18 protein-coding genes are annotated in these 20,173 nt (G+C 39.9%); 17 read left to right on the top strand and 1 reads right to left on the bottom strand.

Annotated elements, in window-relative coordinates; genetic code table 11:
- The first annotated feature begins 44 nt into the window (after window positions 1-44).
- The 12 genes from JFV29_RS04210 to JFV29_RS04155 all read left to right on the top strand — a co-directional run bounded on the left by JFV29_RS04210 (window position 45) and on the right by JFV29_RS04155 (window position 13,593).
- On the top strand, window positions 45-1,004 hold the full coding sequence (locus JFV29_RS04210) for a polysaccharide deacetylase family protein (protein WP_201181398.1): 960 nt from the start codon (window positions 45-47) through the stop codon (window positions 1,002-1,004).
- Window positions 1,005-1,050: 46 nt separating this feature from the next.
- Window positions 1,051-2,277, top strand: coding sequence for a M16 family metallopeptidase (locus tag JFV29_RS04205; RefSeq protein WP_053345370.1), 1,227 nt, complete (start codon window positions 1,051-1,053; stop codon window positions 2,275-2,277).
- A gap of 171 nt (window positions 2,278-2,448) precedes the next feature.
- On the top strand, window positions 2,449-2,718 hold the full coding sequence (locus JFV29_RS04200; RefSeq protein ID WP_053345371.1) for a YlmC/YmxH family sporulation protein: 270 nt from the start codon (window positions 2,449-2,451) through the stop codon (window positions 2,716-2,718).
- A gap of 230 nt (window positions 2,719-2,948) precedes the next feature.
- Window positions 2,949-3,851: a dipicolinic acid synthetase subunit A gene (gene dpaA, locus JFV29_RS04195; RefSeq protein WP_201181397.1), complete on the top strand. Its 903-nt coding sequence runs from the start codon at window positions 2,949-2,951 to the stop codon at window positions 3,849-3,851.
- The gene (locus tag JFV29_RS04190; protein ID WP_053345373.1) at window positions 3,848-4,450 is read left to right on the top strand and encodes a dipicolinate synthase subunit B; all 603 of its coding nucleotides are present in this window, start codon (window positions 3,848-3,850) and stop codon (window positions 4,448-4,450) included. Before dpaA ends, JFV29_RS04190 begins: the two co-directional genes overlap by 4 nt.
- A gap of 194 nt (window positions 4,451-4,644) precedes the next feature.
- Window positions 4,645-5,700 carry an aspartate-semialdehyde dehydrogenase gene (asd, locus tag JFV29_RS04185; RefSeq protein WP_053345374.1) on the top strand — a complete coding sequence of 352 codons (1,056 nt, stop codon included), beginning with the start codon at window positions 4,645-4,647 and terminating at the stop codon, window positions 5,698-5,700.
- A gap of 98 nt (window positions 5,701-5,798) precedes the next feature.
- Window positions 5,799-7,022: an aspartate kinase gene (gene dapG, locus JFV29_RS04180; protein WP_053345375.1), complete on the top strand. Its 1,224-nt coding sequence runs from the start codon at window positions 5,799-5,801 to the stop codon at window positions 7,020-7,022.
- Window positions 7,023-7,058: 36 nt separating this feature from the next.
- Window positions 7,059-7,928: a 4-hydroxy-tetrahydrodipicolinate synthase gene (dapA, locus tag JFV29_RS04175; protein WP_201181396.1), complete on the top strand. Its 870-nt coding sequence runs from the start codon at window positions 7,059-7,061 to the stop codon at window positions 7,926-7,928.
- Window positions 7,929-8,259: 331 nt separating this feature from the next.
- Entirely contained in the window at window positions 8,260-9,930 is a 1,671-nt protein-coding gene (locus JFV29_RS04170; RefSeq protein ID WP_201181394.1) for a ribonuclease J, read from the top strand.
- A 124-nt stretch (window positions 9,931-10,054) separates the two neighbouring features.
- Window positions 10,055-10,801 carry a ClpP family protease gene (locus JFV29_RS04165; RefSeq protein WP_180319959.1) on the top strand — a complete coding sequence of 249 codons (747 nt, stop codon included), beginning with the start codon at window positions 10,055-10,057 and terminating at the stop codon, window positions 10,799-10,801.
- On the top strand, window positions 10,798-11,025 hold the full coding sequence (locus JFV29_RS04160) for a YlzJ-like family protein (RefSeq protein WP_201181392.1): 228 nt from the start codon (window positions 10,798-10,800) through the stop codon (window positions 11,023-11,025). The genes JFV29_RS04165 and JFV29_RS04160 overlap by 4 nt, the downstream gene beginning before the upstream one ends.
- A 237-nt stretch (window positions 11,026-11,262) precedes the next feature.
- Window positions 11,263-13,593, top strand: coding sequence for a DNA translocase FtsK (locus tag JFV29_RS04155; RefSeq protein ID WP_201181390.1), 2,331 nt, complete (start codon window positions 11,263-11,265; stop codon window positions 13,591-13,593).
- Window positions 13,594-13,625: 32 nt separating this feature from the next.
- Here JFV29_RS04155 and JFV29_RS04150 read toward each other — a convergent pair whose 3' ends face one another.
- A complete protein-coding gene (locus JFV29_RS04150; protein WP_201181388.1) occupies window positions 13,626-13,925 on the bottom strand; it encodes a DUF6509 family protein in 300 nt (99 codons plus the stop codon).
- A gap of 313 nt (window positions 13,926-14,238) precedes the next feature.
- Here JFV29_RS04150 and JFV29_RS04145 point away from each other — a divergent pair, with 313 nt between their 5' ends.
- The 5 genes from JFV29_RS04145 to JFV29_RS04125 all read left to right on the top strand — a co-directional run bounded on the left by JFV29_RS04145 (window position 14,239) and on the right by JFV29_RS04125 (window position 19,955).
- Complete coding sequence (locus JFV29_RS04145) at window positions 14,239-14,964, top strand: GntR family transcriptional regulator (protein WP_201181386.1); 726 nt, start codon at window positions 14,239-14,241, stop codon at window positions 14,962-14,964.
- A gap of 160 nt (window positions 14,965-15,124) precedes the next feature.
- Window positions 15,125-16,216 (top strand): BMP family lipoprotein, encoded by a 1,092-nt coding sequence (locus tag JFV29_RS04140; RefSeq protein WP_053345382.1) that lies wholly within the window; start codon window positions 15,125-15,127, stop codon window positions 16,214-16,216.
- A gap of 207 nt (window positions 16,217-16,423) precedes the next feature.
- Window positions 16,424-17,959 carry an ABC transporter ATP-binding protein gene (locus JFV29_RS04135; protein WP_201181384.1) on the top strand — a complete coding sequence of 512 codons (1,536 nt, stop codon included), beginning with the start codon at window positions 16,424-16,426 and terminating at the stop codon, window positions 17,957-17,959.
- A complete protein-coding gene (locus JFV29_RS04130) occupies window positions 17,952-18,995 on the top strand; it encodes an ABC transporter permease (RefSeq protein WP_056526880.1) in 1,044 nt (347 codons plus the stop codon). Before JFV29_RS04135 ends, JFV29_RS04130 begins: the two co-directional genes overlap by 8 nt.
- A complete protein-coding gene (locus JFV29_RS04125) occupies window positions 18,996-19,955 on the top strand; it encodes an ABC transporter permease (RefSeq protein ID WP_201181383.1) in 960 nt (319 codons plus the stop codon).
- Window positions 19,956-20,173: the final 218 nt, after the last annotated feature.

Below are 20,173 nucleotides of genomic sequence, written 5' to 3'. Positions count from 1 at the left end.
TGTCCGTTTTCTTCATACATTTTTGTATGAAGGGGGCGTAAAAAATGAATAATAAATGGAAGCAGATAGTTGCGATAAGTGCCATTGCAGGTATATCATGGTTATTAGTGCAAAATCCATATACACATATTTATTTGACCCAATTAACAGATCATTCAGTTGCGTCAATGAAGCAGGAAGATGAGCTTCTTTTACAAATAAAAGAATCAACAAAAAAATATGAGATTGCACCACAGGATGCACGAATAGATTCGGTTTGGAAAACCGTTCCTGCATATAATGGCCTAAAGGTAAATATTGATGATTCGTATAAAGCTATGAAGAAGGAGGGCGGATTCGATAAGGATAAACTGGTATATCAACAAGTTCCAGCAAAGATTCATTTAAACGATCTCGACCCGGCTCCGATTTACCGGGCCCATCCGGAAAAGCCAGTGGTATCATTTCTAATCAATGTGGCCTGGGGTAATGAATACTTACAGGATATGTTGGCTGTGTTAAAAAAACATAATGTCAAGGCAACATTTTTCCTTGAAGGTAATTGGACTAAGAAGAACCCAGAATTGGCGAAGATGATTAAGGGTGGAGGACACGAAATCGGAAACCACTCCTATTCACATCCGAATATGCAAAATATTTCCGCTCAGGCTACACGTGAGGAAATTCGTAAAACGAATGAAGTCATTGAAGCGGTGACAGGTGTGAAGATGAAATGGTTCGCCCCTCCAAGCGGAAGCTACCGAGACGAAACGGTAAAAATCGCGGATTCTCTCGGTTTAAAGACTGTTATGTGGAGTGTGGATACGATTGACTGGCAAAAACCAAGTCCTGAAGTACTTCAACAGAGGGTGCTTTCTAAGGTTCACCCGGGAGCATTTATTTTAATGCATCCTACAGAATCTACCGCGAAATCATTGGAAACGTTAATTATTAATATAGAAAAGAAAGACTTAGATGTTGTTACCGTTTCAGAAGCAGTAGATGAAGAGCGGTTGAATCCATAACGTTATGGTTACGAAAGCAGCATAGAATGATTGGGAGGAATGTTAGTTGATTAAGAAATACACTTGTCAAAATGGAGTAAGAATTGTATTAGAAAATATTCCAACAGTACGTTCAGCAGCAATTGGAGTATGGATCAAAACAGGTTCACGAAATGAAACACCAGAATTGAATGGGGTTTCCCATTTCCTTGAACATATGTTTTTCAAAGGAACAACTACGAGGAATGCACGTGAAATTGCCGAGTCGTTTGACAGTATTGGCGGACAAGTGAATGCATTTACTTCAAAAGAGTACACATGCTATTATGCAAAAGTTATGGATAACCATGCTAGCTATGCGCTTGAAATCCTTGCTGATATGTTCTTCAACTCCACTTTTGATGAGGAAGAATTGAAAAAAGAAAAAAATGTCGTCTACGAAGAGATTAAAATGTATGAAGATACACCTGATGATATTGTCCATGATCTCTTAAGCAAGGCGGTATACGAAAATCATCCCCTTGGCTATCCAATACTAGGTACGGAAAGTACACTTGAAACATTCAATAGTGAGACATTAAAGAAATATGTTCACGATATGTACACGCCTGATAAAGTCGTCGTTTCCATTGCAGGAAATGTGGATGAAAAATTAATTCAAGAAGTCGAAAGCTACTTTGGCTCGTACCAAGGAGGGGAAGAGCGTCTTGAATTGGTGAAGCCGGCATTCCATGAAAATAGGATCACGCGTAAAAAAGAAACTGAGCAAGCCCATCTTTGCCTTGGTTTTAAAGGGTTAGAAATTGGTAATGACAAAACATACAGCTTGATTACCTTGAATAATATTCTTGGTGGAAGCATGAGTAGCCGTCTATTCCAGGACGTTAGGGAACAACGCGGTCTTGCATATTCTGTCTACTCTTACCATTCCAGCTACCAGGATACAGGTTTGGTGACAGTGTATGGAGGGACAGGCACAAGTCAGCTTGATAGTTTGTATGAAACCATTCAGGAAACACTGGATACACTTAAAAAAGACGGTATCACGGAAAAGGAATTGCGCAATAGTAAAGAGCAACTTAAAGGAAGCTTAATGCTAAGCCTTGAAAGCACGAACAGCCGCATGAGCCGTAACGGGAAAAATGAGCTTATGCTGGGTGAGCACCGCTCTCTTGATGATATCATTATCAAGATTGATGAAGTGACAGAGAATAGCGTCAATGAAATGGCAAACCAAATCTTCAAGGAACATTCCTTGTCATTGGTGAGCCCGCTGGAAAATTGGGACAAATAAAAATTCACAAGCCTGAACTTCTGTTTATTATATAGAAGAGCAGGCTTTTTTTTTAAAAGCTTTTGAAAATACAAGGACCTATCGGTAAGTACAATTTTTAGATAAATGCCTTCTAAGTTCACCTTTTTCGGATATAGATTGAATAGAAGGTGAAAAAAGGGGGAGCTTGTATTGAGATTGAGTGAATTAAGTGGTAAAGAAATTGTTGATGTGAACAGAGCGGAGAGATTAGGTGTTCTTGGTCAGACGGATTTGGAAGTAGATGAAACTGGACAAATTACCACGTTGATTATTCCTTCAGTTAAGTGGTTCGGACTCTTAAGAAATGGCAGTGAAATTCGCGTCCCATGGGAGCATATTAAAAAAATAGGAACGGATATGCTCATCATCGATTTTCAGGAGGGACTTCCCATTAAAGATGGCGAGCATATGGACGGATAAACGAATTTATAGCATGGATGGTTACTATTGAAACTATTCATCAATATAATAAACGCCTTAGCAGGCATTTGCTAAGGCGTTTTTGCTTTTCTTATCACCGTTTTTTAAGTAAAAACATAAGATGGCATGGTAACTAGAGAATGTAGCAAAAACCGAATTGCTTCTTGAGGAATATTTACCAAGAGGCGAGGGATGTTAGGATCTTTTATATAAAGAAGGTGACGGTTTTAATGCTCACAGGCATGCAAATCGCTGTAATTGGTGGAGATGCGCGTCAACTTGAAGTTGTCCGTAAACTGACAGAGCTTGATGCAAAGCTACTATTAGTAGGTTTTGAACAGCTCGACCATGCTTTTACAGGAGCGGTTAAGGAAAAAATGGAGGATATAAATTTTAATGAATTAGATTCGGTTATTTTACCAGTCCGAGGTACTGATACAAATGGTAAGGTGGAAACGATTTTTTCCAGTGAAGAAGTTGTTTTGAGCGAAGAAATGATAAAAAAGACCCCAGCCCATTGCGTTTTTTATTCAGGGATTAGTAATGATTATCTTGATGGAATATTTAAGAAAGCGGACCGCAAACTCGTACTACTATTTGAACGTGATGATGTGGCTATTTACAATTCGATTCCTACTGTTGAAGGAGCAATCATGATGGCCATTCAGCATACGGATTTCACAGTCCATGGCTCGAATGTATCTGTTCTCGGACTGGGTAGGGTTGGTATGAGTGTAGCCCGGTCATTCCAAGCCCTTGGAGCAAAGGTAAAGGTTGGAGCAAGAAAAAGCGAAGATATTGCGAGGATTTGTGAAATGGCGTTAACCCCCTTTCATTTAAATGATATTGCTGCAGAAATGAAAAATGTTGATATATGTATTAATACGATCCCTTTTCCGATTATTACGGCCAAAGTAATTGCAAACATGCCCGTCCATACATTAATTATCGACCTTGCTTCAAAACCGGGGGGGACGGATTTTCGTTATGCTGAAAAAAGGGGAATAAAGGCACTTTTGGCACCGAGTCTACCGGGGATAGTTGCCCCAAAAACAGCGGGTCAGATCTTAGCGAATGCACTTGGGCTTTTGATCCAAGGTGAGTTCATGAAAAGGAAGGGGAAAAAAATATGAGTCTCCAAGGAAAACGGATTGGTTTCGGATTAACAGGGTCGCATTGCACATACGATGAAGTGTTTCCGGAAATAGAAAAGATTGTAAATGAAGGGGCGGAAGTAATACCAATAGTAACATCGACAGTTCAAAACACGGAAACCCGCTTCGGAAAGGGCGAGGACTGGGTTGAAAGAATCGAAAAATTGACGGGGAATCGTGTCGTTGATACAATCGTCAAAGCAGAGCCTTTAGGACCTAAATTACCGCTCGACTGTATGGTAATTGCTCCTTTGACAGGTAATTCAATGAGTAAAATGGCTAATGCTCTTACCGATTCGCCTGTACTTATGGCTGCAAAAGCAACGATGAGAAATCACCGTCCTGTTGTGGTCGCCATATCAACAAATGATGCGCTTGGATTAAATGGTGTCAATTTAATGAGGCTAATGGCCGCAAAAGATATTTATTTTGTTCCTTACGGCCAGGATAACCCCATTGGTAAACCAAGTTCCATGGTTGCCAGGATGAGCATGATTCGGGATACAATCATTGCAGCTATAGAGAGAGAACAAATTCAACCAGTTATTGTCGAAAGGTTTAAGGATGATTTAAACTGATCATGCGCTCTAAGTAAGCTCCCAGTTCCTAAAAACTGTAATATATGCATAACTTTGTAGCGGTAGATGCAGAATATTTTGTTAAAGTGCGACCCTTTGGAATGTTAATGTGATAAAATAAATGATATTCTGAACAAGAAGAAGTAAATCTAACAACCAACTAACTTTTAGAGATAGAAAAGGAGTATTGACAAATGACTGAGACACAGGGATTGCATATTGCAGTTGTGGGAGCAACTGGAGCTGTAGGACAACAAATGATTTCAACACTTGAACAACGGGACCTACCGATTAAGAAAATCATCTTTTTATCATCGGCTCGTTCCGCAGGAATCAAACTTTCATTTAAGGGCGAAGAAATCGAAGTGCAGGAAGCAAAACCTGAAAGCTTTGAAGGTGTCGATATCGCTTTATTCAGTGCTGGAGGAAGCGTGTCTAAGGAATTGGCACCAGAAGCAGTGAAACGCGGAGCAATAGTAGTAGACAATACGAGCGCATTCCGTATGGATGAAAATGTGCCGCTTGTCGTACCGGAAGTAAATGAAGAAGACTTAAAACAGCATAATGGGATCATTGCCAACCCGAATTGTTCAACTATCCAAATGGTTGTGGCATTAGAACCTATCCGCCAGACTTATGGCTTATCAAAAGTTGTTGTTTCTACTTATCAGGCTGTTTCTGGTGCAGGAGTTGCAGCAATAAACGAATTAAAAGAACAAGCTCGCGACTTGCTGGATGAGAAAGAAATCAATCCGAAAATTTTACCGGTAAAAGGAGATGAAAAGCATTATCAAATCGCTTTTAATGTCATTCCCCAAATCGATAAATTCCAGGATAATGGATTCACTTTTGAAGAAATGAAAATGATTAATGAAACAAAGAAAATTATGCACATGGAAGAACTTCCTGTAGCCGCAACATGTGTAAGGCTTCCTGTTGTAACAGGTCATTCAGAGTCTGTTTATATTGAAGTTGAAAAAGAAGGCATATCTGCTTCTCAAATCAAAGATTTGATGAAAACAGCACCTGGAATTGTATTAGAAGATGAGCCGGAACAACAAGTTTATCCAACACCTGCTTCATCTGTCGGAAAGAATGATGTATTCGTTGGACGGATTCGCAAAGATTTAGATGAAGATAAAGGCTTCCATTTATGGGTGGTTTCCGATAATCTATTAAAAGGAGCAGCTTGGAACTCTGTTCAAATCGCTGAAAGCCTTTTAAAATTAGGTTTGGTAACAGTTAAGTAAGAAATTATATATTCTTAAAGAACTGAACAATACATGATAGAGAGTTTTTGTCAGCTTCCCGAACCGGGAAGCTGGCTTATATTTGGGGTGTATGGATTATGAAAATTATCGTCCAGAAATACGGAGGAACATCTGTCCGTGATGAGGAAAGCCGTTCATTTGCCAGAGGGCATATTGAAAAGGCAATCAAAGAAGGCTACAAAGTGGTGGTTGTGGTTTCAGCCATGGGAAGAAAAGGCGATCCCTATGCAACAGATACCTTACTATCTCTAGTAAATGGAGCGAAAGCCAGCCTTTCAAAACGAGAACAGGATTTACTTTTGTCAGTAGGAGAAACGATATCTTCTGTCGTATTTACGAACATGCTGTTAGAACATGGTATTAATGCCGTGGCTTATACAGGGGCTCAGGCGGGATTTTTGACTAATTCCGACTATTCTAGTGCCAAAATAATGGAAATGAAATGTGACCGTCTCGTGAAAGAACTGGAATTGAAGGACGTTGTCGTTGTTGCAGGATTCCAGGGTGCAGCTAAAAACGGAGACATTACGACTATTGGCCGTGGCGGAAGCGACACATCAGCTGCAGCATTAGGTGCGGCTTTACAAGCTGAAAGGGTCGATATTTTTACGGATGTGGAAGGAATAATGACTGCCGATCCACGTATTGCCGAGCAAGCTCGTCCATTATCAGTCGTTTCTTATACAGAAGTTTGCAACATGGCTTATCAAGGTGCCAAGGTCATTCATCCCCGTGCTGTTGAAATTGCCATGCAGGCAAAAGTTCCGATCAGGATCCGTTCAACATACAGTGATGGATTAGGAACACTTGTCACAGGTGTAAATAAGGGAAGCCAGGGTAGTGACATACGGGAAAGACTAGTTACAGGAATAGCTCACGTTTCTAAAATAACCCAAATTAAAGTACGAGCGAAAAAAGACCAATATAATTTACAAGCAGAAGTTTTTAAAGCGATGGCCAATGCCTCCATTTCCGTTGACTTTATCAATATTTATCCAAATGGCGTTGTTTATACGGTTTCGGAGGAGATGACAGAACTTGCTCTTTCTATTTTGGCCGAGCTTGGTCATGAACCTGTAATTGAGCGGAATTGTGCTAAAGTTTCTGTAGTCGGTGCAGGCATCAACGGAGTGCCAGGTGTTGCAGCGAAGATTGTCACAGCGCTTTCTGAGAAAGAAATTGCTATTCTTCAATCTGCTGACAGCCATACGACTATTTGGGTTTTAGTAAAAGAAGAAGATTTAGTAGAAGCTGTTAATTCACTTCATTATGCATTTCATTTGCATGAAAGTGAAGCATAATAAGCATACAAGTTTTATTAATTAAAGAGGTGTTATATGATGATATTTGGTAGAGTATCAACGGCAATGGTCACCCCTTTCGATAGCAAGGGAAATGTTGATTTTCAAAAAACGACTTCATTGGTCAATTACTTATTAACGAATGGAACGGATTCACTTGTGCTTTCGGGCACAACTGGGGAGTCTCCAACTTTATCTTCGGAGGAAAAAATCGCCTTATTGCGTCATGTTTCGAAGGTTGTAGAAAAACGGGTACCCGTCATCATGGGTACGGGAAGCAACAATACGTATGCTTCTATTGAGTTGACAAAAAAGGCAGAACAAAACGGTGCAGATGCGATCATGCTTGTGGCTCCGTATTATAATAAAACGAATCAAGAAGGTCTTTACCAACATTTTAAAGTAATTGCAGAAAGTACGACGCTACCTGTAATGGTATATAACATCCCAGGTCGTGCTTCTGTTAATATTGAACCGGAAACAATTATCCGTCTTTCGAAAATTCCCAATATCGTAGCAGTAAAAGAAGCGAGCGGGGATTTAAACGCGATGACTCAAATCATTGCTGAAACGGATGATGATTTTGCGTTATACAGCGGGGATGACGCATTAACGCTGCCAGTACTAGCGATTGGCGGAGCAGGAGTAGTTTCAGTTGCTTCCCATATTGCCGGTAATGAATTACAAAAAATAATAGAAGCTTTTATCGGCGGGAATACGGTCGAGGCGGCCAGGCTACATCAGGAGCTGTTGCCACTTATTAAAAGCTTGTTTGCAGCGCCTAGCCCTGCCCCAGTTAAAACAGCTCTTCAGTTATTTGGAATTGACGTAGGTTCAGTCAGGCTACCAATCGTGCCATTGACTGAACAAGAGCGCCTATCTTTAGCCTCCGTATTAAAAAAATAAATAGTTTCTGAACAAGCTGATCGATTTATGATTGGCTTGTTTTTACATAAAGATGTATTTGTTTGGAAAATAAAGACGATTTTCTTTCCAGTTATAGGATAAAAGTTTATACTTTTAATTATCTTTCGATTAGAAAAGGATAAAAGTCATGTGTTCACCCTTAGTACAGGGAATGGATGCCTTCTACATAAATGCAGGACTATTTTTAAAATAGGAAATAAAGTAAAAAAATTCCTTATAAAATGGTATGTGTTGTCATGTTTTTTGAACATCGGTTATAATGAAATCATTGGGAAATTATGAACGGCGATTTTTTAAGGAGGATATTCGATTGGGTAAAGATAAAAATAATGGAATTAAAGTTATTTCTCTTGGAGGACAAGGGGAACTTGGTAAAAATATGTACGTCATTGAGGTAAATGAAGACCTCTACCTTCTTGATGCAGGATTAATGCTGCCAGAAGAAGAAATGTTGGGAATTGATGCGGTAATTCCTGACATTTCTTATTTGATGGATAATAAAGAACGGGTACAGGGTATTTTCATTACCCATGGTCATGAAGACCATATGGGTGCGCTTGCTTATGTATTAAAATATTTACCGGTACCTGTTTACGGTACAAAGCTTACACTTGCTTTAATCAAAACAAAATTAAAGGAAGACGGCTTTAATGGCAGGGCAACATTTACTGAGATCGATTCAGATTCTCTTTTAAGTTTCCCTCAAGCAGCCGTGTCCTTTTTCAGGACAAACCATAGTATTCCCGATTCTGTCGGAATTGTAATCCATACGCGTGATGGAGCCATCGTCTATACAGGGGATTTCAAATTTGATCAAGCTGCAACCGATCTTTATAAACCAGAAATCGGTAAAATGGCAAGTATTGGAGAAGAGGGTGTCCTTTGCTTGCTATCTGATAGCACAGGCGCGGAAAGACCTGGTTATACGCCATCTGAAGCAGTTGTGTCAAGGGATATTACAGAAGCCTTCCATGCAGCTTCTGGAAGAATTATTGTTGCTTGCTTTGCTTCAAATATTAATCGAATTCAGCATGTCTTCAATGCAGCGGCGGCTAGTCGAAGGAAAGTGGCTGTTGTGGGTAAAAGCTTGCAACGTGTCTATGAAACAGCCTTAAATCTTGGATACTTAAAGGTCGAGGAAGAGCTGATTATCCCGGTCAATGAAATTAACAAGTATAATGATCGTGAAATCGTTGTATTATCGACTGGGCATCAAGGAGAGCCTATTGCAGCGCTTCAAAAAATGGCGAAACAAACTCATAAGCAGGTAACGATTAAAAAGGGAGATACAGTCTTGATAAGTGCATCCCCCTTACAGGGCGGCGAACTTATTTTATCGAAAACGGTCGACTTACTTTACCGGGTAGGTGCAGAGGTAGTATCTGCTAGTAAATATAAAGTGCACGTAACGGGTCATGGCAGTCAAGAAGAACTGAAAATGATGATTAACTTGATGAATCCTAAATTCCTTATCCCAGTACACGGAGAATACCGTCATTTATATGCCCATCAAAAAGTAGGAATTGCTGCAGGGATAAAACGGGAAAATATCGTGATTGCTGAAAAAGGTGATGTCATCGAATTAAAAGGTGACAAAATGGGCCTCTCCGGCAAAGTCACTGCAGGAAATATCTTAATTGACGGGAGCGGTGTTGGAGATGTGGGTAATATCGTACTCCGTGATCGTCGCTTGTTATCACAGGATGGCATTTTAATCGTCGTTGTCACATTGAACCGTCAAGATAAAAGTATTGCAGCTGGCCCGGAAATCATTTCACGAGGTTTCGTATATGTACGTGAATCAGAAAAAATGATTGGGGAAGCTACTGAGATTGTAAGTGAAATCGTGAAGAAAAATGGATCGCGCCAACCTTTCGATTGGTCTACTCTGAAACAGGAAATGCGTGATGCCTTAAATCAATTCTTCTATGAAAAAACGAAACGCCGTCCAATGATTTTACCAATAATCATGGAGTATTAAGTAAAAAAAACCTGACGAATTATTGTCAGGTTTTTTTTATCTAAGTGAAACCTCTTTATCTTGAAGAATGAAGTCTGAGACTCGTGACATAATAAAGCTATAGGCTTTAGAGAAAGGGGTTGGCATAGTGGATAATGCACCATTACCAAATGAAAATGAAGGCCGGCAGGAAGGTAAAAATTCGACTTTGATTGAAAAAATCCAGCAGCTGGGAACTACAAACGTCCCGCAACTATCACAGGACTCAAAAATCCATTGTTTGACGATCATTGGACAAATTGAAGGACATATGCAGCTGCCGCCTCAGAATAAAACGACCAAATATGAACATGTTATTCCACAAATTGTGGCAATTGAACAAAATCCTAATATTGAGGGACTACTAGTTATTTTAAATACAGTAGGAGGAGACGTTGAAGCGGGACTAGCCATTGCAGAGATGTTGGCATCCCTATCCAAGCCGTCCGTGTCGATTGTACTTGGCGGGGGCCATTCTATTGGTGTTCCGATTGCTGTTTCCTGTGACCATTCCTATATAGCTGAAACAGCGACTATGACTATTCATCCTATACGTTTGACAGGTCTTGTCATAGGAGTGCCGCAAACCTTTGAGTACTTGGATAAAATGCAAGAACGAGTTATTAAATTTGTTACGAGGCATTCCAACGTCACGGAAGAAAGTTTTAAAGACCTAATGTTCGCTAAAGGAAATCTAACCCGAGATATTGGCACGAATGTGATTGGTGCCGAGGCGGTTGAAATTGGGATGATTGATGATGTTGGTGGAGTCGGTCAAGCCATGAGAAAACTAAATAGCTTTATGGATGAGAGAAGGCCAAAAATAGCAGGGGAAGAGGGGCTTCTACAATGACACTCTACACCATTGTTCCTGAAGAAATCATTTTCCCTCATCATCATGAGAAGACTGCGAATTTAATTGAAATGATATATAATGGGGTTCATGTGATGGTTGAACATGACGGAGGGAGAATGTTTCGTATCGATCGAATTGTGAGCACAAACCCTGAAGATTATATGAATGTTCACATTCAGCCGGGTGCTGTCATCAATGTTTTCGACCAGTTGAAAAGCTAGAAAAAACGCTAATATAGGTAAATTATGATATACTAAGAAAAAAATTGGCAGCCGCTTGGCTGCTTTATTCATTATATGAAAGAATTGTCATTATGAGTTGTAATTTAGCTGTATCAAGGGACAAGGTCATTTTTATTTGGTATAATTAGTGAGCGAACATTTGTTTTGTGAAGGGAAATCACTACAGGATGTTGAATAGGATGGATAGAATAGTTTCATGAAGAATCAGGTGATGTTATGGCAAAGAAGAAACGCAGGAAAAAGAAAAGTACAGAGAAATTAAAAATTACGCTGAAATATGAATTAATTGGCTTGACTTTAATAGGGTTGGCAGTCATCGCAATTGCAAAGCTTGGGGCAGTTGGAAAAGGGACGGTCTTTTTAATCCGCTTCTTTATGGGAGAATGGTATATCCTCTTTTTACTGGGAGCGATTGCAGCCGGATTCTATTTGATGATTAAAAGAGAAGTCCCTTACTTGCTGAACCGACAATTAATAGGAATGTATTTCCTTGTCGCGAGCATGCTGTTACTTAGTCATGTAACTCTGTTTAATATGCTTGCAGATGGAGGCCCATTTACGAAGCCGAGCGTCATTTCGAATACATGGGAATTATTCTGGATGGAAGTGACCGGCAAGACAAGTACCAAGGATCTTGGCGGTGGAATGATCGGTGCGATTTTATTTGCTGCTTCTTATTTCTTATTTGATGAAGCGGGATCAAAAATAGTTTCATTCCTCTTTATCATTGTAGGGGGCGTGTTATTGACCGGCAAAACGTTAGGAGAAACTCTTGGTAAATTTTTCATGGGTCTTGGCGGCTTTTTTATAAAGCAATGGTCCGCTTTCAGAGACGATATGAAAACATGGAATGATGACAAAAAAGAAAAGAAAAAAAATCCAGTTAAAAAGAAAAAACGTGAAAAAGAATCGGTGGAAGAAACAGTTCAGGCCATTCAGTCGGAAGATGAAACACAGCAAATGGCAACGGAACGGATCATTTCAAGCTTTGCTGATAAAGCCTATGGCGACGAACCGGAAGTACTTCCGGTTAAAGCGACACCTTCAGTTGAAAGTACAGAGGAGCAGGATGATGCTGTTCCGCCTATGAATTTTACAGAAATAGAAAATAAAGAATATCTTTTACCGCCGCTCTCTTTATTATTGCAGCCCAAAAAAACAGACCAAAGCGGGGAGTATCAATTAATCCATGAAAACGCGGCAAAGCTTGAACGCACCTTCCATAGCTTTGGAGTTAAAGCAAGGGTCACACAGGTTCATTTAGGCCCAGCTGTAACCAAATATGAAGTACATCCGGATGTGGGTGTCAAGGTCAGTAAAATTGTCAGCCTTTCCGATGATCTGGCCCTGGCTCTTGCAGCGAAAGATATCCGTATTGAAGCACCAATTCCCGGTAAATCGGCGATTGGAATAGAAGTCCCTAACTCCGAAGTGGCGATGGTGTCACTACGGGAAGTTTTAGAGGCGAAAGAAGTTGACAAGCCTGATGCGAAACTGCAAATCGGTTTAGGACGGAATATTTCGGGTGAAGCGGTTAAGGCGGAGCTTAATAAAATGCCGCATTTACTTGTAGCGGGAGCGACAGGCAGTGGGAAATCCGTTTGTATTAACGGTATTATCACGAGTATCTTGATGCGGGCAAAACCACATGAAGTGAAGATGATGATGATTGATCCTAAAATGGTGGAGCTTAATGTATATAATGGAATTCCCCATTTACTGGCCCCAGTTGTGACAAATCCCAAAAAAGCTGCTCAGGCTTTGCAAAAAGTGGTCAGTGAAATGGAACGTCGCTATGAGCTATTTTCCCATTCTGGTACGCGTAATATTGAAGGTTATAACGATTATATTAATCGGTATAATATTGAGGAAGATGCCAAGCAGCCGCTCCTGCCTTATATCGTAGTTATTGTGGATGAATTGGCTGACTTGATGATGGTCGCCTCAAATGATGTGGAGGATGCCATCACACGCCTTGCTCAAATGGCACGGGCTGCTGGTATCCATTTAATCATTGCCACTCAGCGGCCGTCTGTCGATGTTATAACAGGGGTCATAAAAGCGAACATCCCATCCCGGATTGCTTTTAGTGTATCATCGATGACAGATTCAAGAACAATTCTGGATATGGGGGGAGCCGAAAAACTGTTAGGACGAGGTGACATGCTATTCTTGCCTGCGGGAGCTTCGAAACCGGTTCGGGTCCAAGGTGCCTTTTTATCCGATCATGAAGTCGAGGAAGTCGTCACATATGTTATTTCGCAACAGAAAGCTCAGTATAATGAAGAAATGATTCCGGACGAAATACAAGAGACTTCTAGCGGTGAAGTCGAAGATAGTTTGTACGGGGATGCTGTGTCCTTAATTATAGAAATGCAGACGGCATCTGTCTCGATGCTGCAACGTCGTTTCCGGATTGGCTATACCCGTGCTGCCAGATTAATTGATGAAATGGAAGCAAGAGGAATTGTCGGTCCATATGAGGGCAGCAAACCACGAAATGTATTGTTATCTAAAGATGAACAGGATGAAGCTCATTTATCATAGGTAATTAAAAAACCGGGCAGGCGCCCGGTTTTTTAATTGATCATTGCTTCGTCTAAATGTTTAAGGCAGAAGTCAGAAATCATTGCTTCTTCCTCTTCCTCTAAATCAAAATCGAGTACTTCGTCGTTCCCTTTTTCATAAATATCATATTTAATCAGCTTGCCTACTTGTTCTTCAACAACAAATAGTACCCGGATATATAAACCATTCTCTGAAAAGAGCTCGTCTTCTTCCGGTACTTCAATATCCAAGAAATACTCGAAACGATCTCCGGATAAAATCCCGAATGGATCATTCAATTTTTCAACGCTGTATTCTGTAATGTTTAACATCATGTGTTCATCCCTTCAAAGAAGATAAATACTATTATACAGGAAAAAAGTATCTTGAAAAGAAAGCTACCGATTTTCATTTTGCATTTATAAAAAAAATATTTTATCTGATTTAGGAGAATAATCGTACAACTTCTACGGCCTTTACTAGAGTAAAAGGCACAGGGGAGGGTAATTTATCCTAAATTCTTTTATGTTAAATAGTAAAACACTATTTATTTATATCGAAAAAAATGTTATATTATTTTCGATTAGTAGGAATGATTCAACATCAGAGGTCTGATGTCTTAAGAAACTAGCTGGGGGAAACTGTATGTCAATTAAATCAGATAGTCGACATTTATATTTGCAGGTCATTGATTACCTGAAGCAGGATATTGAAGCAGGAGTTTATCAGGAAAATGAAAAATTCCCTTCTGAATTTGATCTTGCAAAAAAACTGGGAGTGAGTAGGGCGACACTTCGAGAAGCGCTGCGGATTTTAGAAGAAGAAAACATTATCATTCGCCGCCATGGAGTTGGAACTTTTGTCAATCCAAAACCTCGGTTTACTTCTGGTATCGAGCAATTAAAAAGTGTCACGAACATGATTGAAGAGGCAGGGATGAAGCCGGGTACGATTTTCTTAAGCTCGACGGCTCAAGAACCTACAGACGAGGATATCCGCAGGTTTTCTTGTTCACCAGTTGAACGCATCGTGAGTATTGAACGTGTAAGAACAGCAGATGGCGAGCCGGTTATCTACTGTGTCGACAAAATTCCTGAATCAATTCTTTCAGAAAATTTTGACCGTAATGATGAGTCTCTTTTTGATATATTGGAAAGAGATGCGAATCGGAAAATTACGCATGCCGTAGCAGAAATTGAGCCGATCGGGTATCATGAGAAAGTTTCTCCTATCCTGAAATGTTCGTCAGAAGCCGCATTACTCGTTCTGAAGCAGATGCATTTGGATGATTGGGACCAGCCTATCCTATATTCTGTAAACTACTTTAAAGCCAATATGTTTAGTTTTCATGTTCTTCGGAAGCGAGTTTAGTTCAAAACTCTTACATACGGATGAATGCAAGCGTTTGTTTCGATTCTTAAAAATTGATCAAACGTATGTAAAAAAAATTTACCGAGATGTGAAAACGCAAACATAAATGACTTTTCAGAACATTCCTGCTGAAAAATTATAAATCTTAGGGGGTAAAAAATTGAAAAAGCGCAAATTAGGTCTAGCTCTTTCACTTGTTCTTGCTGCTGGTACGCTTTTAGGAGCATGTGGTAATTCAGAGAATGATGATAAAGAATCTTCAAATGGGAAAGAAAAGAAGGATAACTTCACAGTAGCTATGGTTACCGATACAGGCGGCGTCGATGATGAATCGTTCAACCAATCAGCTTGGAAGGGAATTCAGGAATTCGGTAAAGAAAATGATTTGGAAAAAGGTAAAGATGGATACAACTATCTTCAATCTAAATCGGATGCTGACTATGCTAAAAACTTGAATACGCTTGTTCGTGAAGATTACAAACTTATCTACGGTATCGGTTTCCTTTTAGCCGAGTCTGTTGGTGAAGTGGCTGACCAACGTCCAGATTCACAATTTGCTATTGTGGATACAGTTGTAGATAAAAAGAATGTAGCCAGCATTAATTTTAAAGAACAGCAAGGATCATTCCTTGTTGGTGTAATTGCCGGTCTACAAACGAAAACAAACAAAGTCGGTTTTATCGGTGGAGTTGAATCTGAATTAATCAAGAAATTCGAAATTGGCTTTAAGGCTGGGGTTTTATCTGTAAATCCGGATGCGAAGGTAGAAGTTAAATATGCCGGAGATTTCAATAAAGCTGACATCGGGAAATCTACTGCAGGATCTATGTATTCTTCAGGTATTGATATCATTTATCATGCTGCTGGCGGAACTGGAAAAGGTGTATTTACTGAGGCAGTCGAGCAAAAACAAAAAGATCCTAAGAGAGAAATTTATGTTATCGGTGTAGACAGTGACCAAGCTAAATTAGGAGCAGTTCCTGGAACAGACGACAACGTTACTTTAACTTCTATGATAAAACGTGTTGATGTTGCAGTTAAAGACCTTTCTACGAAAGCCAAAGAAGGAAACTTCCCAGGTGGAGAAGTTATCGAATACGGTATCAAAGAAAATGGTGTAGGCATTTCTGATACAAAAGATAACGTAACTGAAGAATCTTTAAAAGCGGTTGAAGAATGGACAGAGAAAATTAAATCAGGTGAATTCGTAGTTCCTGGTACGGATAAAGAATTCAAAAAACTTGGTTTATAAGCTGTGATTTTAGAGAGAGTAGGGAGGCATAATTGCCCTCTATTCTTTCTTTTCTACATATAGTTCCTGGAGACTGTAAAATATCGAATGAAAAACTATGATAGAATCGTAGTTTTTCATTTGGTTTTTTCAAAAAAACCAAATTGGTAAGGAACAGCAATTTTCTAATTAAGAATCATTTACACTCATTTTAGGAGTTGATAATACGTGGAATATGTAATTGAGATGCTCAATATCCGAAAGGAATTCCCAGGCATCGTCGCTAATGATAACGTAACCCTTCAAGTGAAAAAAGGGGAGATTCACGCATTATTAGGTGAAAATGGTGCGGGTAAATCTACATTGATGAATGTTTTATTCGGCCTATACCAGCCAGAGCAGGGAGAAATCCGTGTAAATGGCAAGCCAGTCAAGATTACCAGTCCGAACATTGCCAATGAATTAGGGATTGGGATGGTGCATCAGCATTTTATGCTTGTTGACCCTTTTACAGTAACAGAAAATATAATTTTAGGAAAAGAACCTTCCAAAGGAGGTAAAATCGACTTAAAAGAAGCGAGTGAGGAAGTTAGGAAACTATCAGAACAATATCAGCTTCGTGTCGACCCTTATGCAAAAATTGCAGATATTTCAATAGGGATGCAGCAGCGTGTCGAAATTCTAAAAACGCTATACCGTGGTGCAGAGATACTGATTTTCGATGAGCCAACAGCTGTGTTGACTCCTCAAGAGATTAAGGAACTGATTTTTATAATGAAGGCTTTGATCAAAGAGGGGAAATCAATCATTTTGATTACTCACAAACTTAAGGAAATTATGGAGGTTTGTGATCGGGTAACTGTCATCCGCAAGGGGCAGGGGATTGGGACAGTGAATGTCAATGAAACGAATCCTAACGAATTGGCCAGCTTAATGGTTGGTCGGGAAGTTCTATTTAAAACGGAAAAAACGGCAGCCTCCCCCTCTGATGTTGTTCTTGATGTTAGCGGACTAGAAGTCAAGGATTCACGGGGAGTTTCAGCTGTCCGGAACTTGGAATTAACGGTTCGTGCAGGGGAGATTGTCGGGATTGCCGGTGTAGATGGCAATGGTCAATCGGAATTAATTGAAGCATTAGCAGGCTTAAGGAAGACGACAGCAGGGTCCATAAAATTAAATGGGAAAGAAATTAGGAATCTAAAGCCGCGCAAAATTACTGAATCAGGCGTGGGTCATATTCCAGAAGACAGGCATAAGCATGGCTTAGTTCTCGATTATAGCATTGGAGAAAATATCGTCTTGCAAACATATTATCAAAAGCCCTATTCAAAAGCTGGTATTTTAAATTCAAAGAGAATCTTTGAAAAAGCGCGTTCATTGATTAAAAGTTACGATGTTCGGACTCCAAGTGAATATACGCCAGCTAGGGCCCTTTCTGGCGGGAATCAGCAAAAGGCAATCATAGGAAGGGAAGTTGATAGGAACCCAGATCTATTGATTGCCGCGCAGCCAACTCGCGGACTCGATGTTGGGGCGATTGAATTTATTCATAAACGCCTGATTGAACAGCGTGATGCAGGAAAAGCGGTACTCCTCATTTCATTTGAATTAGATGAAATCATGAATGTGAGCGATAAAATTGCCGTTATTTATGAAGGAGAAATCGTCGCCATTGTCAATCCTAAAGAAACGACTGAACAGGAGCTTGGTCTTCTTATGGCTGGCAGCAAGCGTATGGAAGCAGGTGGAAAACAAAATGTCTAAGTATTTTTCTAAATTAACAAGTCCAGTGATAGCGGTTATCCTTGGCTTAATTGTTGGGGCTATCATCATGTTAGTAAGTGGCTATGATCCAATTGCAGGGTATGGCTCCATGATTGGTGGAATTGTTGGAGATTCGTATTATGTAGGAGAATCCGTCAGGACAATTATTCCTTATATCCTCGCTGGTTTGGCGGTAGCCTTTGCTTTTCGTACTGGTCTGTTCAATATCGGAGTCGAAGGGCAATTAATTGTTGGTTGGCTGGCCGCAGTATGGGTAGGGATTGCCTTTGATCTTCCAAGAATTATCCATTTGCCATTAGCGATCTTAGCGGGAGCAGCTGCAGGTGCTTTGTGGGCATTTATTCCGGGATATTTAAAAGCTAAGTTTCGAGTACACGAAGTAATCGTTTCTATTATGCTGAACTATACAGCTTTATATGTAACGAATTATTTAATTCGGAATGTAATGACAGACAAGCTTGATAAAACTGAAAGAATTGCTGATACAGCATCACTACGGTCGCCTTTCTTTGAAAGCATTACGGATTTTTCCCGTATGCATTGGGGAATAGTCGTAGCTATTATTTGTGTAATCATCATGTGGTTCATTCTCGAAAGAACAAAAACGGGATTTGAACTGAAAGCGGTAGGATTCAATCAGCACGCATCAGAGTATGCAGGGATGAGCGTTAATAAAAACATCATTCTTTCCATGGTTATTTCTGGTGCATTTGCAGGCCTTGCTGGTGCCATGGAAGGCTTAGGAACCTTCGGTTATGCTGCGGTCAAAGGTGGATTTACAGGTATGGGCTTTGATGGGATTGCAGTAGCCTTACTAGGAGCAAATACGGCTATTGGAGTAGTTCTTGCTGCTTTATTATTTGGCGGTCTGAAGGCAGGGGCCTTAAATATGCCGCTCGAAACTGGCATACCAAGTGAAATTGTGGATATTGTCATAGCATTGATTATTTTCTTCGTCGCATCCAGTTATTTTATTCGTTGGATTGCCGCTCGATTTAAGAAAGGGGTGAAATAAGTGGATTTTTACCAAGTATTACAAATTATTATTCCATCTATGATTGCTCTAGCTGCTCCACTTATATTCACTTCACTCGGAGGAGTGTTTTCTGAACGAGCAGGTGTCATAAACATTGGTTTAGAAGGATTAATGGTCATTGGTGCTTTTACGGGAATTGTTTTTAACTTAATGTTTGCAGATGTTTTCGGGCAATGGACTCCATGGCTGGCTGTTTTAGCGGCAATGATTGCTGGATTGTTATTCTCAGTTCTTCATGCTGTGGCGTGTATAACTTTTAGAGCTGATCAAACGGTAAGTGGGGTTGCAATCAACTTATTGGCTGTAGGCCTCACTATGTTTTTAGTGAAGCTGATTTATGACAAAGGCCAAACAGATCGAATTACAGAAACATTCCCAAGGATTGATGTTCCTTTATTAAGTGATATTCCATTTATAGGTCCTATCCTTTTTTCAAATGGTTATTATATTGTCTATATAGCCATTTTGATATCTTTTGTCGTATGGTATGTACTTTATAAAACCCCATTTGGTTTAAGGATTCGTGCAGTAGGGGAGCATCCTATGGCTGCTGATACGATGGGTGTCAATGTTACGAAAATCCGCTATGCAGCGGTTCTGCTATCTGGTGCATTTGGCGGAATCGGCGGTGCGATTTATGCTACTATTTTTTCGAATGAATTTAATCATGCGACAATTAATGGTCAAGGATTTATGGCCATTGCCGCTATGATTTTCGGTAAATGGCATCCAATCGGTGCGATGGGGGCAGCGCTATTCTTTGGATTAGCCCAGAGTTTAAGCATTGTAGGATCGAGCCTTCCTTTCTTCAAGGACATCCCATCCGTTTACCTATTAATCGCGCCTTATGTACTAACAATCATAGCATTAACAGGCTTCATTGGCCGCGCAGATGCTCCAAAAGCTTCTGGCCAGCCATATATTAAAGGGAAAAGATAAGTTATTAACCGGTCCGCTTTATGTGCTGACCGGTTTTTCCTTGTGAAAGAGAGGAAAGATTTTAAGCAATATGTGGAGTCCTTGTTGAAATAAAAAAAATAGCTGTAACTTGCATGATTTTTCCTTTCGCATGTATATTTTAAGTAGATGTTTAAAAGGTTACCTATCTACAAACAATAAGCTAATAAAGTTGAATTATATATTGAGGAGGATTATTC

Source organism: Peribacillus sp. TH16, assembly GCF_016651095.1.
Classification (GTDB): Bacteria; Bacillota; Bacilli; order Bacillales; family DSM-1321; genus Peribacillus; species Peribacillus butanolivorans.
This window is presented reverse-complemented; position numbering and strand designations above follow the sequence as displayed.